Here is a 23,476-nt window from a genome sequence, read left to right on the forward strand (position 1 = left end):
TATTCGTTGCAGATACAGACACAGATACAGGTGCAGACTGAGAGGCGATCGCAGGTAAATCCGCAGACTGCCGTAAAACGGTCTGCCAGTTAATGATAATCTTTATGGCTTGCTGTAGTAACTAATCGATAAATATTAGAGGGTCATTTGGAAGGATGCGGGCTTGACTCTTCACAAGAAGGGCACAGTTAGGCAACTGCTTTCAACTTGCTGAAAAATCTGCTCTAGAATAAAGTGCATCTACTGAGCTTATTTTTAGAGATCAATTGAGAACTGCTTGCATTAAGTGTACAATACAGTCTGTTTTTGGGGCAGGGCCCAGCGTTCTCGAAGGGCAATTTATCCAAGACAGACCTAAGAGAACGAGTCAGTTGAAAGACTAGGCAGGAAAAACCAGGCAGAGAGATTGTCCATTGGCTTGCCTGATTTCAGACCACAGATAAAAAAGCCCTGGTCCACAGCTTGATACAGCCATCATCAAACTCTGTTCATCTTTCAGGAGTAGAAGTTTCTATGGGAAAAATGACTCGGCGAGTGTTTATCGCCACAGGTAGCGCCCTAGCCGCCGCCACTGTTGGGCAATTTGGCCGCCGTGCTAATGCTCAACAAAGCCGAGGGGTTGTCAATCTTTACTCGTCTCGCCACTATGACACTGACGACGCGCTCTACCAGAGCTTTGCCGAAGCTACAGGCTTTCGGGTCAACTTGGTAGAAGCCGAAGCAGATCAGCTTATTGAGCGGATTAAGAGTGAAGGGGCAAATAGTCCCGCGGATGTGCTGATCACGGTAGACGCTGGCCGTCTCTGGCGGGCTCAAGAAGAGGGTTTATTGCAGCCGATTCGGTCGAGTGTGCTAGATTCAGCGATTCCGGGCTACTTGCGGGAGCCAGATGGCCATTGGTTTGGGTTGACCAAGCGGGCACGGGTTTTGTTCTACAGCAAAGAGCGTGTAAATCCGGCTGATCTCTCTACTTACGAAGATTTGACCAACTCCAAGTGGCGCGGCAAGATTTTGACGCGGACTTCGACCCATGTGTATAACCAATCGCTCACAGGGTCGATCCTGCACGCGCATGGGCCGCGGGAAACGGAAGCCTGGGTGCGGGGACTAGTGGCCAACTTTGCCCGACAGCCTGAGGGCAACGACACGGCTCAGATACGAGCAGTGGCAGCAGGGCAGGGCGATATTGCGATCGCCAACACTTACTATCTTGCCCGTCTGGTTAAATCCAGCGAGCCTGCGGATCAGGACGTGGTGAACAAGGTGGGCATTTTCTTCCCTAATCAGCGCGATCGCGGTGTTCACATCAACATCAGCGGCGCGGGTGTGCTGAGAACTGCCAAGAATCGGGAAGGCGCAATCCGGTTCATCGAACACCTAGCCAGCCCCCAGGCTCAGGAAGTGTTTGCTAAGGGCAACAATGAATATCCCGTGCTGTCGGGCGTGGCGCTGGATTCAGTAGTCGCGGGTTTTGGCAGTTTCAGGGAGGATAACTTGAACGCAGCTATCTATGGACGCAACAACGCCGAAGCGCTGCGGATCATGGATCGGGGCGGCTGGAAATAGGGGTTTTTGAACTCTAAGCAGGCAGTTTGCAGGTTGTGCTAGCTGTCTGCTATGGCTCAGCCCAGCGGCGCAGCAGGTTGGCGTGGCATTTCGTAATCTGGTCAAATTCTGGCGTTTTGCCGTGCTGCCGAAATAGGGAGTGGCGGGCGGTATCTAGCTCAAACAGCAGCTCGCGATCGCCCGCATTCCTGACCAGGCTTTGCACCCAGGTTACCGCAACCAGCCGCGTGCCCCGTGTCACGGGTTCTACCCGATGCAGTGTTGTGGCGGGATACAGCACCATTGCTCCCGCTGCCAGCTTAAAGGGGTGATGTCCCAGCGTGTCTTCGATGACCAGTTCTCCACCCTCATAGTCGTCTGGCGAGTTGAGAAATAGCGTGAGCGACAGATCCGTTCGCATCAGGTCTGTTTGTTGAGAATCACCAGAGAAAAGGGCGCTCCTACCCATCAGGGCATTGTCTACGTGTGTGCCGTAGCCCATGCCGACCTCGTAGCGGCTGATTAGCGGCGGACGAATGACTTTCGGATAGGCGGACATTTGAAACAGGGCGTTGCGCCGTAGTGCCCCCAGAACGAGCGATCGCACGGTTTCTGCGATTTCTCCAGCTTCGAGTTGAGTATTGTGTTTGACCTGTTTGGCATACCAGCCAGCAGTCATTTTGCCATCTACAAATGAAGCTGCCTTTAATGCAGTGGCGATGGTTTCTAGCTCTTCATCGGTCAATATGGCATCAATGCAAAGGATCATGGCGGTGCAGCAGATAGGTCAAGGTGGGGTCAAGGTTGGGCAAGCGAGCGCGATTGCAGTTTGAGCATTGGAGCATAAACCCAGAAGAACGATTTCAGGATATCTTTGCTCCTTTTCTGAAGATGACATAGGAGTTACTCAGTTGAAAGCCCTTACGAATCGATACATGAACGGACGGATGAAGCTTTGGGTCGGCGTTGGTGCATTTGTCATCACACAGGCTAGCACTCAGGCGATTGCCGACCCCACCCCAGAGTCAGCTAGCACGGGCGATCGCCCGATCGCTACGCAGCCTCATCCTGTTGCCCCGGCTCCCTTGAGTGTGGCTCAGGCGGGCGGTGAAGGGGGCGAAGGCGGTGAGGGAATCGCGCCCCAGTCGGTCGGCTTTTGCGCTGCAATTGCTGTGGAGGGCGGCGGCGAGGGGGGCGAATCGGGAGCGGCACAGCCTGTAAGCAGCCCTGTGCGGGTGTATGACGCGGCAACGGTGCCAGCCTTGCCCTTTGGCGATCGCCAGGTACTTACCAGTTTCGTGGATACTGTGCTGCTGCCCACCTATGGCGAGTTGAACCGTGCAGCACAACGGCTACATCGGGCGATCGCCCAGTTTGCTGCCCGCCCCACCCAGGCAAACTTGCAGGCTACCCGACAGGCCTGGCTGGCGGCTCGTTTGCCCTGGGAAAGCAGCGAAGCGTTTGCCTTTGGCCCGGCGGCATCGCTGGGTTATGACGCTGGACTGGATGACTGGCCGGTAAATGAAGTGGACGTACTGGCCATTTTGCAAAGCCAGGATGCCCTCACGCCTGAGTATTTGGAAACGCTGCAAACGTCTCAAAAAGGCTTTCATACCATCGAGTTTTTGCTGTTTGGGCGGAATAACGACAAGCGGCTGACAGATTTCACGCCCCGCGAGTTGGAATATTTGCAGTTGATCGGGGCAGATTTTGCAGCCACAGCCGAGAACTTGCTGGCAAGCTGGGCTGAGGGCGTGGAGGGCTATCCGGCCTATCGCAAAGAGTTTGTGGAGGCGGGCGATCGCAGCACTGCATATCCCACGCCCCAAGCAGCGGCGACCGAACTGGTGCAGGGCATCATCGACATTCTGGACGAGCTGGGCGCGGTCAAAATTGGCGAAGCCCTGGATGCTCAGAATCCTTTCTTGCTGGAAAGCCGCTTTAGCCACAGTTCGCTTCAGGATTTTTATCAAAACCTCCGCAGCGTGGAGTTGACTTATTTTGCAGGCAGCGCCAGCCGCCCCGGCCGCCACAGCCTCAGCCGCTATGTCGCCAGCATTGATCCCAGCCTGGATACTCAGGTGCGGCAATATCTGCTGGCTGCGGAATCTGCAGTCAAGGCCATTCCGGGCCCCATCGAGACGACTCTTTGTGACCCGGCCGCAAAGCCCCAGATCGCGGCGGCGCGAGATTCGCTGCTGACGCTGCGAGGCGTGTTCGAGCAGTGGATCATGCCGCTGGTGCAGGAGTGATTTGAGTGATGGCTCGTTTGATGGCTTGTATTGCTGGGTTGCGTCGTGCTAGGGGGCGATTTGGGGCGATCGCCCTCCTTTCTGTCATTGCAGGCGTACTGGCCTCGCTGCTGCTGCATGGCGCTGGCTGGGCCCAGTCGCCGCTGCTGCTGGCGGGGGGCGACACCACGGTTCAAAACCGCACCTCTCAGGGCTATTCGCAACCTGCGCCCAACCTCAGCCCCGAATGGCTGGCGTTACATCAAGTGGGCGATCGCCATTTTGAGGCCGCCTTTGTCACGCCGCCCGCCCCGGTCAATGGTGGACTGGGGCCATTGTTCAACAACACGTCCTGCACCGGGTGCCACATTCGAGATGGGCGGGGAATGCCTATTCCCGGACAGCTTTTGCTGCGGGTCAGCCTGCCTCGCCAGGGATTGCCCAATTCGCCGGACCCTGTGCTGCCTGCCCCGACCGAGGCTGCGCCGGTGCTACGTGCCAACGCTCATCTGGAGGCTTCCGTCAGCCTGGGCAACGCGCCGCCTGTTCCGGGCATTGGCACGCAGATTCAGGATCAGGCAGTGTATGGTTACGTGCCCGAAGCGCGGGTCAAGCTGCGCTGGCAGGAGCAACCCGGAACCTATGCCGACGGAACGCCCTACTCGTTGCGATCGCCCCAGTTTGAGATCACGCTGCCCAGCGGCGATCCCCTGCCGTCGCACATCCTTGTGTCGCCCCGCATCCCGTCGCCCGTATTTGGATTGGGCTTGCTAGAAGCCGTTCCCGAAGCAGAAATTCTGGCGCTAGCCGATCCCGACGACAGAGATGGGGACGGCATTTCGGGTCGTCCGAATGCTGTTTGGGATGTGGAACAACACGCTGAGGTGCTAGGACGCTTTGGCTGGAAAGCCAATAATCCAACCCTGCTTCAGCAAGGGGCCTCTGCCTATATCAACGATATGGGCGTGACCAATCCCCTGTTTCCGGAACCCGACGGCTCCTACGAAATTGATGCCCACACGCTGAAGGCCAATACAGTCTACGTGCAAACGCTGGCAGTGCCCGCACCCACGCAGCGACAAGATCCCCAAGTGCTGCGAGGAGAGCGCCTATTTAATGCAGCGAATTGTGCGGGTTGCCATGTGCCAACGCTGCGCACCGGGACGCACCAAGTTCCGGCGCTGGCAAACCAGACCATCCATCCCTACACCGATCTGTTGCTGCATGATCTGGGCGAAGGGCTGGCCGACCATCGTCCCGATTTTCGGGCCACGGGGCAGGAGTGGCGCACGCCGCCCTTGTGGGGGCTTGGGCTGGTGCAAACAGTTTTGCCCTATTCTGGCTATTTGCACGATGGTCGCGCCCGCACGCTAGCAGAAGCCATCCTGTGGCACGGGGGCGAGGCAGCATCCGCTCGTGAGGCATTTAGAACTATGCCAGAGGGCGATCGCGCTGCACTATTAAAGTTCCTCAATTCGCGCTAAGGCCGTTAAACTACTGGTACGGGAATGTTTGTGCGGGAATCTCTTTACGAGAATCTTTTTACGAGAACGCCCGCCTGTCACCAGCCTGGGTTCAGGCTTAGTCTTGGAATCTAGCAAAGAAATTTGGCAAAGAACTTTGGCGATTGAGGGAGGAAGTTGGCGTGAGTGAAGCCTCAAGTCAGGCATCAGGTCAGACACTGGTGCAGGTTTTGATCGTAGAAGATGATCCCATGATGCAACTGGGGCTGGAACAGTCTTTGAGCAACCAGCCAGGCATCCAGGTCGTGGGGCGAGCGGATGATGGCTACTTTGCGGTAGAGGAGGCGCTAAAACTTAAGCCTGACATTGTGGTGATGGACATCGGGCTGCCCCGTCTGGACGGCATCGCCGCGACGCAGAAGATTAAGGAATCCCTGCCCGACGTGCGGATCGTCATGCTCACGTCGCACACCACCGAAAACGAGGTAATCGCGGCGCTGTCAGCCGGAGCCGATGCCTACTGCGTCAAAGGAACGACCGTCGAGCGACTGCTGGCGGCCATTGAGGCAGCACGGGAAGGTGCCAGCTATCTCGACCCGCTGGTGGCCCGACTGGTGATGGATCATCTCAAATCGCCCACCAGTGCCGCAGATGCGATCGCCGTTGGCCAGCTTTCTCAGCGGGAGCTAGAAGTTCTAAAGCTGATGGTCGAAGGGCGGAGCAATCCTGAAATCGCCACTGCGCTATACCTTAGCCCTAACACAGTGAAAACCCATGTACGCGGCATTATGAACAAGCTGGCGGTGGATGATCGCGTGCAGGCCGCAGTTGTGGCCCTTAGGGCCGGCCTGGTGTAGCAAATTTGATACTTAAGATTTCTGAAATCACCCAATTGTAGGATGTCATCTTATGATATTAAGATTCAATATCCAGATACTTGCTCTTGAGAGCAAATACCTCCGGAGAATGAGGGCCAATTTTTGTCTGGCTGGCTAGAATCATCAGTATGCACACCTCGTAATCTGCCTGTAATAAAACGGCTTCACACTTTATTAGCGAGGGGTGTACAAGCGAGGTCTGTATTTTTGTTCTACTCGATGATTGGGGTCGCAGATGAGATTGTACTGAGTCACTTTAAGCACAGCCGCCCTGCGGATATTGCCGATAAACTTGTGACACTAAAGCGGTTTTTTTGGAACTGTCTGAGGATTAAACGCTGTCTACTTAAACGTTGGCTACAACAATGGGCAAACTGCGATCGCCCTCATCTGTCTTCCCTCCTGTGGTCTTTGTCTATGCCTGTAGTTTTGGCAGGCGACGTGCTTTTAGTTCCTAGAGCGCATTGGCAAAGGCGAGCGTACTCCCACTGGTCTCTTTTAGCGAGACTTCACTCTTCCGACGTATCTTTAGGCTCTCTCAGGAGAGTCATCCACAACCCTAGTTTTGCGTGATTGGGCTGAGCCTTATGACAACCACACTCGACGAAATCTACAAGTTTTTCAAGAATCCGCCACCGTTCTACCTAAATAAGGAATTGGCGGTGTGCTACGTGCTGTCTGTGCTGCTCAAGCAGGACTCCTACGGCACGGAACTCATTAGCCTGCTAGAGACGGAATATCCGGCCTATCGGCTGTCGGATACAGTCCTCTACAGCGCCCTCAAGTTTCTGGAAGATGGAGCCGCTGTGATCGGCTACTGGAAAAAGGTAGAAGGTCGGGGTCGCCCTCGCCGGATGTATCAAATTACCCCAGAATGGCGCGATCGCGCTGAGGAACTGTCCCGCCTGTGGGAAAGCTACACCCAGAACAACGCTACCGTTCCTGTGGGCGTATCCGACTAGTTCAGCAGAGCATCCCGTCGCTGTGTAGGGGTCTGGCGGGTTGACTGATGATGAATTGATTGATGATGAATTGATTGCTCTTATTCAGCTTATGTCTTAGTTAGGCAATCATCATTACCCCTGCGATTTTTACTTGAGATCTCTTAGAGCTAATTTATGAAGCAAATCTTAAGAAGCCTGAAACTCTTGGCATGTGTGGCTTTGAGGTCATGTTTGCCTAGGAAAAGCGGTTTCTCGGAAATCCTTGATTAACAAGGCTTTCAGGCTCCTTTACAAATTAGCTCTTACACATTCCGCCTGGTTGCGAGAATGCTTGCAGAGTGGCTGCACAGACGGCTACTCTGCATTTTGCATTTGTTTTGACTCCTGCCACGTCAACCCGACTGCGAGCTGTGGCCAGATCACCCATCGAGGCACAATCTTTCGTACATTAAAGGGGGTGGATCTAATCCCCACAGCAATGTCCCTAGAGAGAACCTGGCTAAGGTGTATGGAACTTCCGGTCTTGTCGTCTACCGCGCTGCTGACCGTATTACTCGCAATAGGTTTATTTTTCTTTATTCGAGCTTCTACCAAAGATCGGATTGAGGTGGCGAGGCTGGTGGGCGATCGCCCAGAGGAAGACCTACTCGAAGCGATCCAGCAATACTTCACCCAGCGGGCCTATCGCATCGCCGCCGTAGATGCTGCTCAAAATCAGGTGACCTATGAGGGGCTGGTTCGCGCCAGCACATTTCTCGCCATTTTCCTCTCGGCGCTTGCGGCTGTAGGGCTGCTGTGCCTGTCCCTCGTCCTCTCGTTTCTGTTTCCCACGGTCGGCAACCTGTTTTTAGGATTGGTGCTGCTGGCTCCACTCGCTGGGGTATTCTACTGGAAAAAGTCCACCCGCTCTGAGCAAGTATCCCTGAGAATTACTGAACCGGGCCCGGAGGTCGATCTCGAAATTCGTGGGCCGCTGCTGGTGGTGACTGGGCATCGTGACGAACTAGCTGAATTTCAGCAAGCCCTGCGGCTGATGCCACTGAGCGAATAACTCAAGCGAATTCCTCATCCAAACCGAATTGGGATCAGCATTTACAGTTAAGCGTCTGTAGATTTAAGCGTCTGTGATTTAAGCGTCTATGATTTGGCCGCCCACCTACTGCCAATACTCATCTGCCAATACTCATCTGCCAATACTCATTAAGTTTTTGTTGAGTCTCCGTCCCCCGAACCTCCCCTCCCCCAGCCGCGTTCTGTGAACCTTTCGTCGCTGACTCAACGCCTCCACCAACTGCCCAGCGTATTTCGGGAAGCCCTCTTTCCCTCAGACCTTGGCAATGAAGATCCTGCCTATCTGGAATGGCAGCAGGGCTTTATGCGGCGACGGCTGAGTTTGTCGCTGCGAATTGGGATTCTGGCTTATCTCACGTTTATTCTGCTGCGGGTGCTTTTGGTTTTGGTCAATCGCAGCACGGTTCCGCCAAGCTGGTTTGCGATGGCGGGTGCATCCTTATTAGGGCTGGTGCTGTGCCTGATTCTCCATCGGGGCAAGATTGGGCGGCGCTATCCGGCGCTGATTTTTTTGGGCTGTTCCTGGTCGATTACGCTGATCGAGCAGATTTGGGCAACGCTGCGAGGCGTGGCGTTTCCCGGTGTGTTTGCCTGGACGCTAGTGTTTTTGGTGCAGGCGACGCTGTTGCCCGTACGCTGGCCGCTGCATTTGATAACTCAAGTCGGCTTGCTGGGCTACTACCTGATTGTGAACTCGCTGTTGGGGCTGGGTGAGACCGCCGGGTCAATGTGGGACGCAACGCTGTGGCTCTATTTGCTCTGGTTTTGCGGGATTTGTAACCTGTCGGTGTTTCTCTATGAGCAGTTGCAGCGGGCGGAGTTTCGGGCGCGGCGGGCGCTGGAGGCAGAGCAAGAAAAGTCGGAGCGATTGCTGCTGAATATTTTGCCGGAGTCGGTCGCGCGGCAGTTAAAACAAGACCAGCGCACGATCGCCGAGCATTTTCCCGAAGTGACGGTGCTGTTTGCCGATATTGTCGGGTTTACGGAACTGTCGGCGGGCGTGCCGCCGGAGGAGATGGTGTGGCTGCTGAATCAGGTGTTTTCCAAATTTGACCTGCTGGCAGAGCAGCATGGGCTGGAGAAAATCAAAACCATTGGTGATTCTTATATGGTGGTTGGCGGGTTGCCCGTAGAGCGGGCCGACCATCTGGAGGCGATCGCCAATATGGCGCTGGACATGCAGCGGGCGATCGCCCAGTTCAAAACGCCAAACAACACGCCGTTTAACATGCGGATTGGCATTAACACGGGCCCCGTCGTGGCGGGCGTAATCGGCGTGAAAAAATTTATCTACGATCTCTGGGGCGACACGGTAAACACCGCCAGCCGCATGGAGTCGCAGGGGCTTCCGGGCATGATCCAGGTAACAGAGGCGGTGTATGTCCGGCTGTGCGATCGCTACGAATTCAAAGAACGCGGCACGATTTACGTGAAGGGCAAAGGGCAAATGAAAACTTACCTGCTCCTGCGCCATGCGGATTAGGCTGGCTGAACGATTCAATCTGGATCGTCTCAATCTGAATCGTCTCAATCTGGCTTGTCCAGTTTGCCCAGTCATCCAAAATCGCCAATCCAAAATCTAAAACCGCCCTCATCGCAATTCATGCAGCACCCGCAGCAGCAGCGCTGTTTCCTCCTCTGGGGCACGAGACACCAGCCTGCGGCGCGAATAGAGGAAAAAATAAGCCAGCAGGATGGCGATTACCACTAGCACCCCCCGAATCCCGGGGCGATAGTTTGGATCGGCCAGGCTGGCCACCAGCGCCACGATGGAGAGAATCAGCCCTACCCAAGCGCCTGCCGACCCCAGGGGGCTGAGGTAGGGACGATAGAGCTCTGGGCGATCGCGCTTGAGCTTGAGGTAGCTGGCGAACACCAGAATGTAAGACAGCACCGCGCCAAAGACGACCATATTCAATAGTGCCGGGCCGATGGCCTGACCCGCCAGTTCAATCAGCCCGATGCAGAGTAGCCCCACTGCCGCCCCCACCAGCAGGGCGATCGCCGGAGTCCGATATTGGCTAGTGACGGAAATCCAGCGCGGCAGATAGCCCGCCCGCGACAGGGCAAACAGAGAGCGGCTGTAGGCGTAGATGACGGCGTGGAAACTGGCAATTAGCCCCGTCAGCGCTAGAAATGTGAGCGTGCGCGTGGCCACCGTGCCTTCGCCAAACACGGCTCGCAGTCCGTCAGCCAGGGGGGCGGTGGTGCGGGCAATCGCCGCTGCGCCGACAAAGGTTTCGTTGGTATCCGCCGTCACCAGGGTCGCGGGCACGCCAGAATTCAGCACCAGCGTCAGCAGCGAAAAGACCAGCAGCGTCGCAATGCCCAATAGCAGGGCGCGGGGAATGTCGCGGCGAGAGTCGGTCGCTTCCTCCGCCGACAGGGGCAACTGCTCGATTGCCAAAAAGAACCAGATGGCGTAGGGAATTGCGCCAAAAATGCCGCCGACCCCGTTGGGCAACCAGGCGGGATTTCCCTCAGTAGGGGCAATATTCAGCAGCAGCCCCGGCTGAAACTTGCCGCTCAGCACTGCTCCCAGGTAGAAATCTACCAGCACCGCCAGGGCGATCACCGTGAACACCAGCCCCACCTTCAGGCTGGGTTCAACACCCAGGATATTAATGCCGACAAAGATGGCGTAAAACAGCAGCCACCAGATGGGCGGCGGCGCGGCGGGAAACAGGCTGTTTAAATACGCGCCGATGAAAAATGCAATCAGCGCTGGCGTAATCAGGTACTCGATCAAATCGGTGATGCCGGAAAGGAAGCCGCCCAGCGGCCCAAAGGCGTGGCGCACAAAGGAATAGAAACCGCCCGCGTGGGGCAGCGCCGCAGATAACTCCGAAATCGTGTAGACCAGGCAGATGTAGAGAACTGCCGTGAGCAGGGTGGCGATCGCCATGCCGCCAAAGCCGCCAGCCGCCAGCCCAAAATTCCATCCCGAAAAATTGCCCGAAATGACCGCGCCCACCCCCAGCGCCCACAGCAGCCCCCAGCCCACGCTGCGGCGGAGCTGTCGCTTCTGAAAATAGGCCGCCTCGACGGGTTCATAGCTCACCCAGGCCTCCAGCGCTCCCTCGTCTGCGGGATGTCCTGGATTTCGATCGGTTGGAATTTGACCTGCCATCCCTGCCTCACAAAACGTGTCCACAGCGATTTAATACCACACAAGCAGGGACGGCGCGAGTTCGTAGCGATCTTGCATCGCATTCCGACTTGCGCCGCATTCCGAAAAGGTAAGGTCGGTGCAACGGCACTCTTGCAGCAAAAGGGTTTCCTGGAATTCTTCAGCGCTGGAATTCTTTAATAATTTAGGCGATCGCCCCAGAGAAATCGGCGCTATGCTTTGGAGTTGTGAATCTGCAAGCAGGCAGGGCAATGGTGAGGAGTGATTCGGCAATGAGCAATTCGGCGAGCAACGTTTCTTCAGACAGGGGTTCTCCGCACAGCACAGTTCAAGGCATAGTTCAGCATGGATTTCGACCAGGGCGCGTTGCCTGGGCGATCGCAGGCAGTGTAGGACTGCTGATGGCAAGCTGCGGCAGAGGCTCTGCGCCTGAGGCAGCCAACCCAGACCCTGCAGCAGGCCTCGTTGCCGAATCGCCCATCGCCGAGGGTTCCGCAGACACAACACCCACGGCAACCCCATCTGAAATGTTTGCCTCGCCCACTGTGCCCGTTGCCCCCAGCGCCGCTGCCACTAAGCCCCTACCGCCAGGACAGCTGGCCACCGGGCTGATTTCCTCGACCACTGTGCCCAGCCGCCTACCCCAGGTCAGCGCGGGGCGTAGCGACCCGTTTGCGTCGCTAGGCGAAACGCCCGTGGTGATTCGGCAGCCCGCCATTCCGCCCGTGCCGCCGGAGGATCGCCCGATCGCGGCGGAGCTACCCCAGCCCCAGGTTATCCCTGAACTGCCTGCGCTGGTGCCTGTGCCTGCCGTACCGCCTGCGATCGCCGTTGCTGCTGCCCCGCCTGCCGTTCTGCCCGTGCCCGCCGCGCCCCCCGTCAGCATTCCCCAGAGCATCCAGATCAGGGGCGCGATGGAAATGGGCGGTCGATACAGCATTATCGTCGAAGTGCCGGGAGAGGGGAGCCGCTATGCGTCGGTGGGCGATCGCCTCGCGGGTGGCACAGTGCTAATTAAGCGGGTAGAAATGAATGGCCAAGAACCCCGCGTGATTTTGGAACACAATGGACAAGAGATTGTCCGCACGGTGGGCGATCGCACGGCGCTGTTGAGCTATCGTTAAAGTATCCAGAAAGTATCTAGCAAGCATCCAGTCATCACGAGCGCCAGTCATCACAGGCGTTTGGGTTTCGACGTTTAGCGTTCAAGCATTCAGCATTCAAGCATCACGTTCCAGCATCACGTTCCAGCCTTCAACCCTGCACCTGTCGCCCGGAGTGTCGCCCATGATGCCAGGTCTAAATTCGCCGGATAGCGGGCATTCCAAGCGATCGCCCATGAGTTCCCAGAAGGCTGGCCCACGCACCCGATCGCTCGATTTTGGCGATCGCTACACCTGTCCTGTCTGTCGGCATGGCGAAATCACTGGGCTAGCGCTGATGGATGCCTTCGCCTGCAACTTTTGTCGGCATATTTTTACGGCGAATCTGGCGGATCAGTCGGTGCAGGTAGCAGACAGCGTACAGCCCATGACCTGGCGCTGGACGGGCTGGAACTGGCAATCTGCTTATCAAACGGACCCCAACCTCACTGCCTTTGTCTGGCTGGTGGCGGTGGTGCTGGTGGTGTTGCCCACAGGAATTGTCTGGCTGTCGTCTTATACCTTTCCACCGCTGCCCGGTAGCCCCTGGGCATGGTTTCCGGTGGTCTGGGTCAGCATTACGTTTACCGCCCACCTGCTGATGGTGGCCTGGCTGCTAGCAGAGCATTACCAGTTTCCGCCCTATGTCTCTAGCAAGGTGCGGATGCGGCATTTTCTCAATCGGTTTTAGGTTGGTTCTAGAGAAAGCTGAAGGGCAGCAGGTTAATAGATGCCTGAAATCCTGGCCTAGGCTGGCTGGCGGGGAATCAGGGCGATCGCCCTCCGCCAAGCTGCCGAAGAAAGTTCAGCCAAAGTTCGGCCAAGGTTTAGCCACTGCGGGGCGTGGAGTCACCCGGTCGGGGGAATTTGGGGTATTTGAAGATTTGAGAAGCTAGAGGCAGTGACCCGCTGGGCAGCATAGGGTTATGATCGAAGAAAAGTTCTGTATCTATAGCTACAGATCGTCCTGCGGATACAGGTATAGAACTTTCCGCTTTGGTAATTTCATTTAACATCGCTACCGCTGGAGAGATCCTTATGGCCCGCCAAAACCTCAAAGACACAAAGCAACCGCTGTCTCCAAAAGTGCCTGCAACCCCTCCGGCTGAAGAGTTTAACTTTGACGAGTGGGCGGGTGCTGTCAAGCAGCAGATGATTGCCTCCCTGAAGCGACGGGGTTCTGCTTGATTCGTCGAGCCGTTCGTTGGAATCAATTCGTTGGAATCAATTTTTGGGTCAGCAAGACCGATAGGTTTTCAGCAAGACCGATAGATTTCCTAAATCTACAAGTCCGAATCAAGCATCTTGAATATACCGTCTCAATCGGGTTCTGGGCTGGGTCGTAGATGCGACGCTCTCGGAACCCGATTTTGGTCTGCAAGGGCGCGGATTGAGTCGCGGCGGATGGATGCCAGCTTGGCGGATGTCCGCTAATCCAAAATCGCCAATCCAAAATCTCATACTACCCGATCGGGGGATAGACCTGCCCAATCTTGTAGCATACTGTAGTTTAAGTAGTATTGAAGCACCCATGAATTTTACAGGCTAAGAGAGCGCGGTGAACCCTTGAGTTGCACTGCGCGGTTTTCTCGCGATTTCACGCCATTTCCACAGAATTTCTAAAAACCGGAGGTGCAACCGATGTTTCTTGACTCTCAACCTTTACCCATTTCGGCGGCGATGCCCGATGTCGCTGCGCCGCCTCCAGACAAGGCTCTACCAGAGCGATCGCCCGCTGCCCCTGCTCGACCTGACGCAGCCCCCGATTCGCTAGAGCATCAGCAACACATTCAAACCAGAGAGCTAGTTAACCGGCCCAGAGCCATTCACTATCAGCAGCGAAGACTGTTCTAGAGCCTGCATTTTAGCGTGATGCCTAACGTACCAGATGCGTGCGTTGATCAGGCTCTCAGGCATTCCTAATGCCCACCTTTTGGCTGAACTAGAACGGGCGCAGTTGGACGATTTCTTGTGGGCGCAGTCCGCGAGAAATCGTCCAAAATCCAGAAAACTGATCGCAAGTGCGTCAGTCCTGTGAAAAAAGCCTGCTGGATGGATGGCGTTTTGTTTACCATCACCCGGAGTTTTTGACATGATGACTTTGACGGAGCGCTCGGTCAGCGGCCAGGCCGACTATCAGCGCTTAGCGGATTTCCTTAATCTTTGCGAAGCCGCCACCTATTGCGAGTATTTCTTTACCGCCGAGGAGCTGGCCCACGATGCTACCCATCCCAGCTTTGACCCAGTGGGCGATCGCCGCCTGTGGGAAGACACAACGGGTCAGTTGGTGGGTGTGGCTTCGCTTTGGGGCGCGAAGGAACCCATTGACGGCTTTCTGGAGCGGCATTTGTCACTGCGGGTGCATCCCGACTGGCACAGCCGACTGGAACCCGAAATGCTGCGCTGGGGCGAAAGCCGCTTGCTGCAAATCGGCCAGGCCCGCAACCTGCCCACCAAGCTCTATGTCCACAGCCGCGATACGGAGGGCGATCGCCTCGCTCTAGTTGAACGCAGCGGCTTTGAATACGAGCGTCGCTTTCTCACCGAAGCGCGATCGCTCCTCGACCCTATTCCCCTCGCGCAACTGCCCGCCGGGTTTCAGATCATCGACAATACCCGCCGCGTGCCTGCCCAAGACTGGGTGGATCTGTACAACCAGACCTTTATCGATCACTGGGGCTTTCACCCGCTGACGGTGGAGCAGCATGAACATCGGTTGGGCGAGGCGGACTATCGACCCGATCTGGATCTGATCGCCGTGTCGCCCGATGGCACGCTGGCCGGCTTTTGCAGATGCTGCATCAGCATCCCCACCAACGCCCACTTTGGCCGTCGCGAAGGCTGGATCAGCTCGCTGGGAACTCGTCGCGGCTTTCGACGGCGGGGCCTGGGGCGATCGCTCTTGCTTGCTGGTCTGCATCGGCTCAAAGCCGAAGGCATGGACACAGCACTGCTGGGCGTAGATACCCAAAACCCCAACGCTGCCTACGACCTTTACCACTCAGTCGGATTTGTGCCCCAGTTTGCATGGTTGAGCTACGCGAAGGTGATGGGGTGACGGAGTGAGGAGGCGAGAAACGGAGAAAGAAAAACGAAGAACGAAAACCGGAACCTCTTCTCTCTTCGTTCTTCGTTCTTCCCTCTTCCCTCTTCCCTCTTCCTCCCTCCACCGCTCCCGAACAGTGCTACCATCACACTGCTCCGCACTCTACCGCTCCAAATGCTGTCTTTATCTGAACTCAACGCTATGTCCCAGGAGGCGTTTGTAGCCGCGCTGGGGGCAATTTTTGAAAACACTCCGGCGATCGCCGCCAAAGCGTGGCATCAGCGCCCCTTCGACACCGTGGACGACCTGCATCAGGCAATGGTCGCAGTCGTGCAGGCAGACAGCACCGAGGCGCAACTGGCGCTGCTGCGGGCGCATCCTGACCTGGGCAGCCGCACCGCTATGGCCGAAGCCTCGGTGCAAGAGCAGGCAAGCGCAGGGCTGGATCGCCTTTCGCCGGAGGAATACAGCCGCTTTCACCGGCTCAATCGAGCCTACGCTGAGCAGTTTGGCTTTCCGTTTATCATTGCCGTGCGATCGCACACCAAAGCCAGCATTCTCGCGGCCTTTGAGGAACGGCTGCAAAACTCCCGCGCAGCCGAACTGCAAACTGCCCTCCAGGAAGTGTTCAAAATCGCCCGCTTTCGCCTCGATGCGATGGTTGGTGCAGAAGCGTGAACTGGGTTTTGGCGTTTTGGCAACGCTGACCAGTTCCAGTTGCGCTGTCTTGCGGTCGCAAAGCGGTTAGGCTGGAGATAAAGCGTTCAGGAAACTTGCGATGTCTGATTCTGGGAAGACTGAGACCGCTACAAAGACCCCTCCGGAGCCGCTGCACTCAGGTGAGCCGCTGATTAATGAACCGATGATCTCTCCTGCAACTCGCGACCTAGCTCAGTTTAGCGATCTGGATCTGGCGCAGGCGCTTTTGCAGCGAATGGCGATCGCCCCCAATGACTGGCATCGCCTCAAGGCAAACCGCAAGGCCCGCGCCCTAGAGCAGGCTTCTACCGCGCTGGTATATCTACTGAAGGATCAGCCGGAAGAAGCGCTGGCGAGGTTGCAGCAGGCGGCGGGCTGGCTAGATCGGTCGATTTCTGCACCGCCTTGTCCGACGCATGGACGGTAGAGGAGGGCAGGGGTGACTAGGGACGCGGAGCATTCCAGAATTGGGGTGCAGGGGATTGTAGGTAGCTGTAGTCTGTCGCTGTGATCTGCTGCTATACCATGTCGCGTAATGTGTCGGGCGTATCCCAGTTCTGTAAGTTGCCCTCATTCCCCAGCCCCTTCTCCCTTTTTGGGAGAAGAGGAGCCGGATTGGAAGTCCCCCTCCCGCTTTGGGAGAGGGATTTAGGGTGAGGGTTACAAAAGTGGGATACACCCTAATATGTCGCTGTAATGTGTCGCTGTAGTCTATTGACGTGTTCAGTTGTGGAATTCGTTGAGTAGACTAGAGGCGATTCCCTTAGGGATCGCTTCGCGAATCGCCATTTCTAGATTCCATAACCTGGACTCTAAGCATCTAGAAAGCTCGGCATTCCTCTCCCAGCCTTAATCGCAACGTCCCCCTCATCCCTGATCCCCGCAATCTATGTCTCAAGGGAAAAACGATATTGCTGCACTTCTCGTCGCCCTGATGGTTACCGTTGGGCTGATCGGCGGCGGACTCTGGTTCTTTGGCAGGCAGTTTTTGAACGGCAATGGTGGCGGCAACTCGCCCATAGCCACTAGCCCTGATGCACCCGATCCCGCCTCACTGAACCCCGCTTCTCCGCCGCCCGCTGCGGGCGGTGCAACAAATCTCGAGACTTCCGTCCCAGATCCGGCAGTGCTGACGATTGACGGCAGCGTGACAATGGTGTCGCTGATGAAACGGCTCCAGCTTGCCTATACCCAGACCAATCCGGGCTTGCCGACGACCTACGGCGTACCCGACGGCCGCCCCAACGGAACGAATGCGGGAATTCAGAATCTCGCTAATGGCACCGTTGTCCTGGCGGCCAGCTCTCGCCCGTTGAACGCGGCGGAAGCCCAGTCTGGGCTGGTTGGCGTGCCGATTGCTCGTGATGCGCTGGCGGTGGTGGTGGGCAGAGACAACCCCTACACCGGCGGGCTAACGCTGGACCAGCTAAAGCGGATTTATCAGGGGCAGATTACCAACTGGTCGGAAGTGGGCGGCCCCAATGCGCCGATTAAAGTAATCAATCGCGCCAACGACAGCGGCACCCAGAGCTTCTTTAAGGACGTGGTGCTGCTGGGCGGCGACTTTGCGCCAGAGGGACCCAATTTCACCACGCTGCCTCGCGACGAAACCACGCCAATGCTGCGGGCGCTGGGCAATAACGGCATTGGCTATAGCACTGTGCAGCAGGTGGTGAATCAGCAAACGGTGCGAATTGTGCCGATTGACGGCGTGCAGCCGACAGACATTGCCGCTGTGAAAAACGGCACCTATCCCATCAGTCGGATTGTCTTTCTGGTCGCTCGGCGGCAAACCAGCCCCGCAGTGAAGCAGTTTATCGACATGGCGCTGTCGTCTTCGGGGCAGCAAATCGTGCAGCAGAGCGGCTTTATCCCATTGCAATAATCTCCAACTACGAGATGAACATGAGATTTTGGCGCGGCGCAAGCTGGAGAACCCTGCCCTTCCGCTGGGGGCTATTGGCTCTGTTGGGATTGGGGGTGGCGCTGGGGCTGTATGCCTGTCAGCCTAGGTCGCTCCAGGCCACGCAGTCCCCAACGACGCAAGTTCCTAGTGCGCTGCGGGTTTCGCCACCTGTCCGCTCGACCGTGCCATCCGACTCGCCGGATCTGCCTGTAGAAACTCAGGCGGTGCTGGATGGGCTGCCGGATTTGCCCAACCCGCCGAGGGGCGATGTGCGGCTGGTGGTGATCAGCGATTTGAACGAGGCCTACGGCTCGACGCATTACTCCAAGGAAGTGGATCGGGCGATCGCCCTCGTTCCCTTCTGGCAGCCCGATTTGGTGCTGTGCGGCGGCGACATGATCGCCGGGCAAAAAGCGACCCTGCCCGACGAAGCCTTTCCTGCCATGTGGCAGGCGTTTGATCAACATGTGGCGGCTCCGCTGCGGCGGTTTGGCGTTCCCTTCGGCTTCACCCTGGGCAACCATGATGCGTCAAACGCGCAGGGTGCGGGCGGGTTTCGGTTTCAGCGGGAGCGCGATGCGGCAGCAAAGTATTGGAAAAACCCGGCCCACAGTCCGGGCTTAAAATTTGGCGATCGCGCTGACTATCCCTTCTCCTACAGCTTTACCACTCGTAGCGAGAAGGGCGACGTGTTTTTCCTGGTGTGGGACGGCTCTGGCAGCAAAATTCTGCCCGAAACTCTGCAATGGGCCGAGCAGGCACTCTCCAGCGAAGCGGCTCAGTCTGCCCAGTTAAGAATCGTATTGGGACATCTGCCGCTGTATGGCATTGCCCAGGGCCGCGACAAACCCGGTGAAGTGCTGGATAACGCCGACCAACTGCGATCGCTCCTAGAGAAATACAACGTCCACACCTACATCAGCGGCCACCACCACGCCTACTATCCCGCCCACCGGGGCAAGCTGCAACTGCTCTACTCCGGCTTGTTGGGGTCGGGTGGCCGCGTATACATCGACCACAACCTGCCACCCCGCAAAACCCTGACCGTTGTAGACATCAACTTTAACAACGCCGAAAAGACAACCTACACCACCTACGACATGGAGGCCTTTCAGGTCTTAAAACCGGAAAGCCTGCCCCGATTTTTGGTGGGTCATAATGGGCTACTACTGCGGCGCGACGTGAAATTGCAGGAGCTAACGGCCGCCGAAAAAGCGCTCTGCATCAATCGACTGGGTGAGCAAGCTTGTGCGGCGTAGTAATCCCGCGTGGGGCAAGGACTTTGCGCTAGGTAACGAAGTCTGCCGCCAATTTCTGAATTGCGCTACACTAGCAGCATGATGAAGGCGTTACGTCCTGCATCATCTTCAGGACGCAACGTTGTCAGAAGTGGGTTCCGCACCCGCTTTTTTTATGTTCGTTTTGAGTTCCCCGGGAATTCAAACACCAAGAACCAAGGTTCAAAGTCCAAAACCCAAAACCTAAAATCCAAAATCCAAAATCCCAATTCCCCTACTCCTTCCTATGGCACACCCACTCATCCCCGACATTCTCGCCCTGGCCTCGCCAGTCGCAGAACCGCTAGGGCTGGAAGTGGTCGGAGCCGTGTTTCACACCAACCAAAACCCGCCCGTGCTGCGGATCGATATCCGCAACCTGGAGCAAGACACGGGGCTGGAGGACTGCGAACGCATGAGCCATGCGCTGGAGGTGGCGCTGGATGAGGCAAATCTGATTCCCGATGCCTACGTGCTGGAGGTGTCGAGTCCGGGCATCTCGCGATCGCTCACCACCGACCGGGAGTTTATCTCTTTCAAAGGTTTTGCGGTGATTGTGTCTACCAGTGCCCCCTACGAGGGACGTACTACCTGGAACGGTCAACTGATCAAGCGAGACGACGACGCAATTCACCTGAGCCAGAAGGGACGGGCGATCGCCATTCCTCGCGATCTGGTCAGCAAGGTGCAGCTAGATGAGAAGCGAGGATAACGTCTGTTCTGTATGCATCTACCATTTGTGCGATGGATTCTTTTGGTACTTGACACACAAGAACACTCAGCCGCCGGTCTCCTCCTCAAATACTCAAACTTCCCAAAATACTCAAACTTCCAAAACTTAATACCCACGGAGAACTGAATCATGTCCATGGTTACCCTGCCCGGTTTACAAGAAATGATTGACGGCATCAGCCGCGAGCGCAACCTGCCGAAACACGCAGTGCAGGCGGCGCTGCGGGAGGCGCTGCTGAAGGGCTATGAGCGCTATCGCCGGACGCACCGACCCGATACGTCGATTTTTGACGAAGAATATTTCAACAACTTTGAGGTGGAGCTAGACATCGAAGACGAAGGGTTTCGAGTGCTGGCCACCAAGGCGATCGTGGAAACCGTGGACAACCCCGACCACCAGATTGCCCTGGAAGAAGTGCAGGAAGTGGCTCCAGAAGCGCAACTGGGCGATACGGTGGTGCTGGACGTAACGCCGGATCAGAACGAGTTTGGGCGGATGGCGGCGATCCAGACCAAGCAAGTCCTGGCACAAAAACTGCGCGATCAGCAGCGCAAGCTGGTGCAGGAAGAATTCCAAGACCTGGAAGGAACCGTGCTGCCCCAGGCGCGGGTGCTGCGGTTTGAGCGACAGTCGGTGATTATGGCAGTGAGCAGCGGGTTTGGACAGCCGGAGGTGGAGGCGGAACTGCTGAAGCGCGACCAGCTTCCCAACGACAACTATCGCGCCAATGCTGTGTTTAAGGTGCTGCTGAAGCGCGTGTCGGAAGGGTCCCATCGCGGGCCGCAACTGTTGGTATCGCGGGCCGACGCAGGGCTGGTGGTAGACCTGTTTGCCAACGAAGTGCCGGAGATTGAGGACGAGATCGTGCGAATCGTGGCGGTGGCGCGGGAAGCCAATCCGCCCTCGCGTTCCGTCGGCCCGCGCACCAAAATTGCTGTGGATACCCTGGAGCGCGACGTAGACCCAGTGGGAGCCTGTATTGGCGCACGCGGCTCTCGGATTCAGGCGGTGGTGAACGAGCTGCGCGGCGAAAAGATTGATGTGATTCGCTGGTCGCCCGACCCTGCAACGTACATTGCCAATGCGCTGAGTCCGGCGCGGGTGGATGAGGTGCGCTTGGTCGATCCCGAAAGCCGTCAGGCCCATGTGCTAGTGCCGGAAGATCAGCTCAGTCTGGCAATCGGCAAAGAAGGGCAGAACGTGCGGCTGGCGGCGCGGCTGACGGGCTGGAAGATCGACATCAAGGACACGGCGAAGTATGACTATGAAGCCGAAAACCAGAAGATTGCTGAACTGGCAGAACAGCGCCGTTTAGCAGAGGAAGCCGCCGCAGCCAAACGGGCAGAAGAGGAAGCGCTAGAGGAAGAGTATGACGAAGAAGACGATGACGAAGCGCTAGAGGTCGAAGAGGCTGTGGAGACGGAAGCGGCGATCGCCCCCGCAGCAGACCCAGAAACCGATGCCCCCGCAGATGAGGACGCAGTAGACGAGCTAGCCGACGACGAACCCGCTGCTCTAGCCGAAGATGAGCTAGAAGACGAGCTAGAAGATGATTCGGTGGCAGAAGATGAAGCTGACCTTGCAGCAGAACTAGACGAAGAAGACTTAGACGACGACCTGGATGAAGAGGACTTGGATGAAGACGACTTGGATGAAGAGGACGACAAGGCCTGATCGGGTCTAACGCCTGTCTCTGAGAGATTGCTTTGATTCCGCTTCTATTCCGCATCTAAATCTTCTTCAGAGCGATGTCTGGCACTCGCAGGAGCAAGCCCACAGCGGGTCTGCTCCTGTTGTGCTTTTTGCCGAAGCCATCCAGGAATACCGAGTTCCGCCATAGCGTACAGCCGCTCAAACTCGCGCTGAAAGTGGGCTGCGACGGTGGCGTTGTCGATCACCAGCAGGTTTTCGTCGTTGTTGTGGTTGGCGGCGGCGCTCCAGTTTTGGGAGCCAGTGATGACGCGCTGCTGGTCGATCACGGCGAACTTGTGGTGCAGCAGGTCGCCCTCCGGCAGGGTGGGAATGCCCACGGTGGCGATCGCCCTCTCCCAAGTTTTATTCCCCTTCTCAATCCGACACTGGGAATCAGGCAGCACCACGCCCATCATGTCTAGCGCCTCGCTGTAATAGCGGAAGGCAAAGCCGGGGTCGATCAGCGCCCGCACCTGAACGCCCTTTTGATGCTGTGCTTCCAGCGTGCTGCCCAGGTTTTGGTCAGAAAACACAAACAGCGCCAGATCCACCTGTCGCCGCGAAGCTGACAGGGCCCGCCCAATTAACCCGTTAACGCTGATCTGCCAGGGCTGGGTGGGCGAGGTGGGCGAAAACTGTACTGTCACCCGCGAGGTCGGCGCAAGCAACGCTGAACGGGGCGATCGCGCGGGTTTCTGTAGCCCAAAGCGACTATCGGGGCGGCCGCCGGGCCCATCGCCCCACATCAGGTTAAATTCGTCGGTGAAAATCTGCGCCAGCGCGATGTTCTGAATCCGCAGCAAATGGTTGGGATTGCCCCGGCTGTCTGGTGCGCCAAAGTCGCCGTGAATGTCCGAGGTCGTGAAGTTTGCCGACCCGACGATTACTACCTGACCATCCACCACGACAAACTTGTGGTGCATCAGCCCGCTGCCCTTGGAGCCATCCGCCGTGTCGTCGATCAGCGGTACGCCGGCCGTTTCCAGCATCACTAGGGCATCGCGCCGCGCTGCCTCCTGGGGCGAAACGCGACCGTCGCCGTTTTCGTCCATCAGCCGCAGCGCCTCTTGATACCGAGTGCGATCGCGCTCCGACATCCGCCCCGTTTCTGCCCCCGACACCTGGCTCAGCGGCCGCCGATAGTTGTTTTCCACAATCACCCGTACCCGCACCCCCGCCCGATGCTGCTGCACCAGAGCTTCGGCAATGCGCGGCAGCCGCAATTCCTGCACTGCCACATCGAGCGATCGCCGCGCCGACAGAATGCCGTCCACGATCACCTGCTCCAGATCGTCCCCCAGCCGCTCCACGCCCCGATAGGGTTCTCGATAACGCGCCGCCTGCGACTGGTTGAAATAGGCCTGAATCAGCGGATCTTGCGGCAACGGCTCCAGCAGCGGGGCCTGCGCCACGCCTCGCCGCCACAGGCTCAGCCCCGCCACTAGCAGCAGCCCCGCCGGAAGCAGCAGCAGCCAGCGCTTGCGTCTTTTGGATCGTGTCATCGAAATGCCCCTGAACGGTGTCAGGGATCAGGGATGCAGGACTCCTATCAATTCTCCGAAGTGGCGCTGCGAAAGTGGGGCTGCGAATGCAATTGCTGGAAGCCCTGCCGACGCTTGACCAGCCCTCCAAAATCGCAATCGCAAGTCAAAATTGCAGACCCAAAATCGCAACTCTAAAATCCCAACTCCGAAATCGAGAATAGATATGCCCCATACC

21 protein-coding genes are annotated in these 23,476 nt (G+C 57.1%); 18 read left to right on the forward strand and 3 right to left on the reverse strand.

The features are described 5' to 3' along the window. Nucleotides 1–513 precede the first annotated feature (513 nt). Entirely contained in the window at nt 514–1,566 is a 1,053-nt protein-coding gene (locus tag HPC62_RS17410; RefSeq protein WP_172357694.1) for a Fe(3+) ABC transporter substrate-binding protein, read from the forward strand. A 49-nt stretch (nt 1,567–1,615) separates the two neighbouring features. Here the strand turns inward: HPC62_RS17410 and HPC62_RS17415 are convergent, their stop codons facing one another. Continuing rightward, entirely contained in the window at nt 1,616–2,314 is a 699-nt protein-coding gene (locus HPC62_RS17415; protein ID WP_172357696.1) for a Fe2+-dependent dioxygenase, read from the reverse strand. 166 nt (nt 2,315–2,480) lie between these two features. Here HPC62_RS17415 and HPC62_RS17420 point away from each other — a divergent pair, with 166 nt between their 5' ends. From HPC62_RS17420 to HPC62_RS17445, 6 genes are all read left to right on the forward strand, one after another. After that, the gene (locus HPC62_RS17420) at nt 2,481–3,797 is read left to right on the forward strand and encodes an imelysin family protein (RefSeq protein ID WP_225910567.1); all 1,317 of its coding nucleotides are present in this window, start codon (nt 2,481–2,483) and stop codon (nt 3,795–3,797) included. Between the two features lie 8 nt (nt 3,798–3,805). Continuing rightward, nucleotides 3,806–5,260, forward strand: a complete 1,455-nt coding sequence (locus tag HPC62_RS17425) for a di-heme oxidoreductase family protein (protein ID WP_225910568.1) — start codon at nt 3,806–3,808, stop codon at nt 5,258–5,260. 230 nt (nt 5,261–5,490) lie between these two features. Next, nucleotides 5,491–6,096: a response regulator gene (locus HPC62_RS17430; protein ID WP_205371283.1), complete on the forward strand. Its 606-nt coding sequence runs from the start codon at nt 5,491–5,493 to the stop codon at nt 6,094–6,096. Nucleotides 6,097–6,704: 608 nt separating this feature from the next. After that, a complete protein-coding gene (locus HPC62_RS17435; RefSeq protein ID WP_068514009.1) occupies nt 6,705–7,079 on the forward strand; it encodes a PadR family transcriptional regulator in 375 nt (124 codons plus the stop codon). 490 nt (nt 7,080–7,569) lie between these two features. Next, on the forward strand, nt 7,570–8,112 hold the full coding sequence (locus HPC62_RS17440; protein WP_172357698.1) for a cofactor assembly of complex C subunit B: 543 nt from the start codon (nt 7,570–7,572) through the stop codon (nt 8,110–8,112). Between the two features lie 204 nt (nt 8,113–8,316). Further along, entirely contained in the window at nt 8,317–9,615 is a 1,299-nt protein-coding gene (locus tag HPC62_RS17445) for an adenylate/guanylate cyclase domain-containing protein (protein ID WP_172357700.1), read from the forward strand. Nucleotides 9,616–9,723: 108 nt separating this feature from the next. Here the strand turns inward: HPC62_RS17445 and eat are convergent, their stop codons facing one another. Further along, nucleotides 9,724–11,262, reverse strand: coding sequence for an ethanolamine permease (gene eat / locus HPC62_RS17450; protein ID WP_172357702.1), 1,539 nt, complete (start codon nt 11,260–11,262; stop codon nt 9,724–9,726). A gap of 272 nt (nt 11,263–11,534) precedes the next feature. On the opposite strand from eat, the gene HPC62_RS17455 reads away from it, so the two are divergent. The 11 genes from HPC62_RS17455 to nusA all read left to right on the forward strand — a co-directional run bounded on the left by HPC62_RS17455 (nt 11,535) and on the right by nusA (nt 21,739). Beyond that, nucleotides 11,535–12,386: a hypothetical protein gene (locus tag HPC62_RS17455; protein ID WP_172357704.1), complete on the forward strand. Its 852-nt coding sequence runs from the start codon at nt 11,535–11,537 to the stop codon at nt 12,384–12,386. 163 nt (nt 12,387–12,549) lie between these two features. Continuing rightward, complete coding sequence (locus tag HPC62_RS17460; protein WP_228721642.1) at nt 12,550–13,095, forward strand: hypothetical protein; 546 nt, start codon at nt 12,550–12,552, stop codon at nt 13,093–13,095. Between the two features lie 347 nt (nt 13,096–13,442). Beyond that, nucleotides 13,443–13,592 (forward strand): hypothetical protein, encoded by a 150-nt coding sequence (locus tag HPC62_RS17465; RefSeq protein ID WP_172357706.1) that lies wholly within the window; start codon nt 13,443–13,445, stop codon nt 13,590–13,592. A 460-nt stretch (nt 13,593–14,052) separates the two neighbouring features. Beyond that, nucleotides 14,053–14,178: a hypothetical protein gene (locus tag HPC62_RS23995; protein ID WP_255548878.1), complete on the forward strand. Its 126-nt coding sequence runs from the start codon at nt 14,053–14,055 to the stop codon at nt 14,176–14,178. Nucleotides 14,179–14,496: 318 nt separating this feature from the next. Next, complete coding sequence (locus HPC62_RS17470) at nt 14,497–15,462, forward strand: GNAT family N-acetyltransferase (protein WP_172357708.1); 966 nt, start codon at nt 14,497–14,499, stop codon at nt 15,460–15,462. Nucleotides 15,463–15,624: 162 nt separating this feature from the next. Then, a complete protein-coding gene (uraD, locus tag HPC62_RS17475) occupies nt 15,625–16,128 on the forward strand; it encodes a 2-oxo-4-hydroxy-4-carboxy-5-ureidoimidazoline decarboxylase (RefSeq protein WP_225910569.1) in 504 nt (167 codons plus the stop codon). Nucleotides 16,129–16,312: 184 nt separating this feature from the next. Then, the gene (locus HPC62_RS17480) at nt 16,313–16,576 is read left to right on the forward strand and encodes a DUF6439 family protein (protein WP_172359017.1); all 264 of its coding nucleotides are present in this window, start codon (nt 16,313–16,315) and stop codon (nt 16,574–16,576) included. A 462-nt stretch (nt 16,577–17,038) separates the two neighbouring features. After that, nucleotides 17,039–18,034, forward strand: coding sequence for a phosphate ABC transporter substrate-binding protein (locus HPC62_RS17485; protein ID WP_172357710.1), 996 nt, complete (start codon nt 17,039–17,041; stop codon nt 18,032–18,034). Between the two features lie 14 nt (nt 18,035–18,048). Continuing rightward, a complete protein-coding gene (locus HPC62_RS17490) occupies nt 18,049–19,314 on the forward strand; it encodes a metallophosphoesterase family protein (protein ID WP_228721643.1) in 1,266 nt (421 codons plus the stop codon). Between the two features lie 265 nt (nt 19,315–19,579). Beyond that, nucleotides 19,580–20,044: a ribosome maturation factor RimP gene (rimP, locus tag HPC62_RS17495; protein WP_172357712.1), complete on the forward strand. Its 465-nt coding sequence runs from the start codon at nt 19,580–19,582 to the stop codon at nt 20,042–20,044. Between the two features lie 150 nt (nt 20,045–20,194). Next, nucleotides 20,195–21,739, forward strand: a complete 1,545-nt coding sequence (gene nusA, locus HPC62_RS17500; RefSeq protein WP_172357714.1) for a transcription termination factor NusA — start codon at nt 20,195–20,197, stop codon at nt 21,737–21,739. A 44-nt stretch (nt 21,740–21,783) separates the two neighbouring features. Here the strand turns inward: nusA and HPC62_RS17505 are convergent, their stop codons facing one another. Next, nucleotides 21,784–23,259, reverse strand: a complete 1,476-nt coding sequence (locus HPC62_RS17505) for a phospholipase D-like domain-containing protein (protein ID WP_172357716.1) — start codon at nt 23,257–23,259, stop codon at nt 21,784–21,786. Nucleotides 23,260–23,476: the final 217 nt, after the last annotated feature.

It is taken from the genome of Thermoleptolyngbya sichuanensis A183, from assembly GCF_013177315.1.
GTDB lineage: Bacteria > Cyanobacteriota > Cyanobacteriia > Elainellales > Elainellaceae > Thermoleptolyngbya > Thermoleptolyngbya sichuanensis.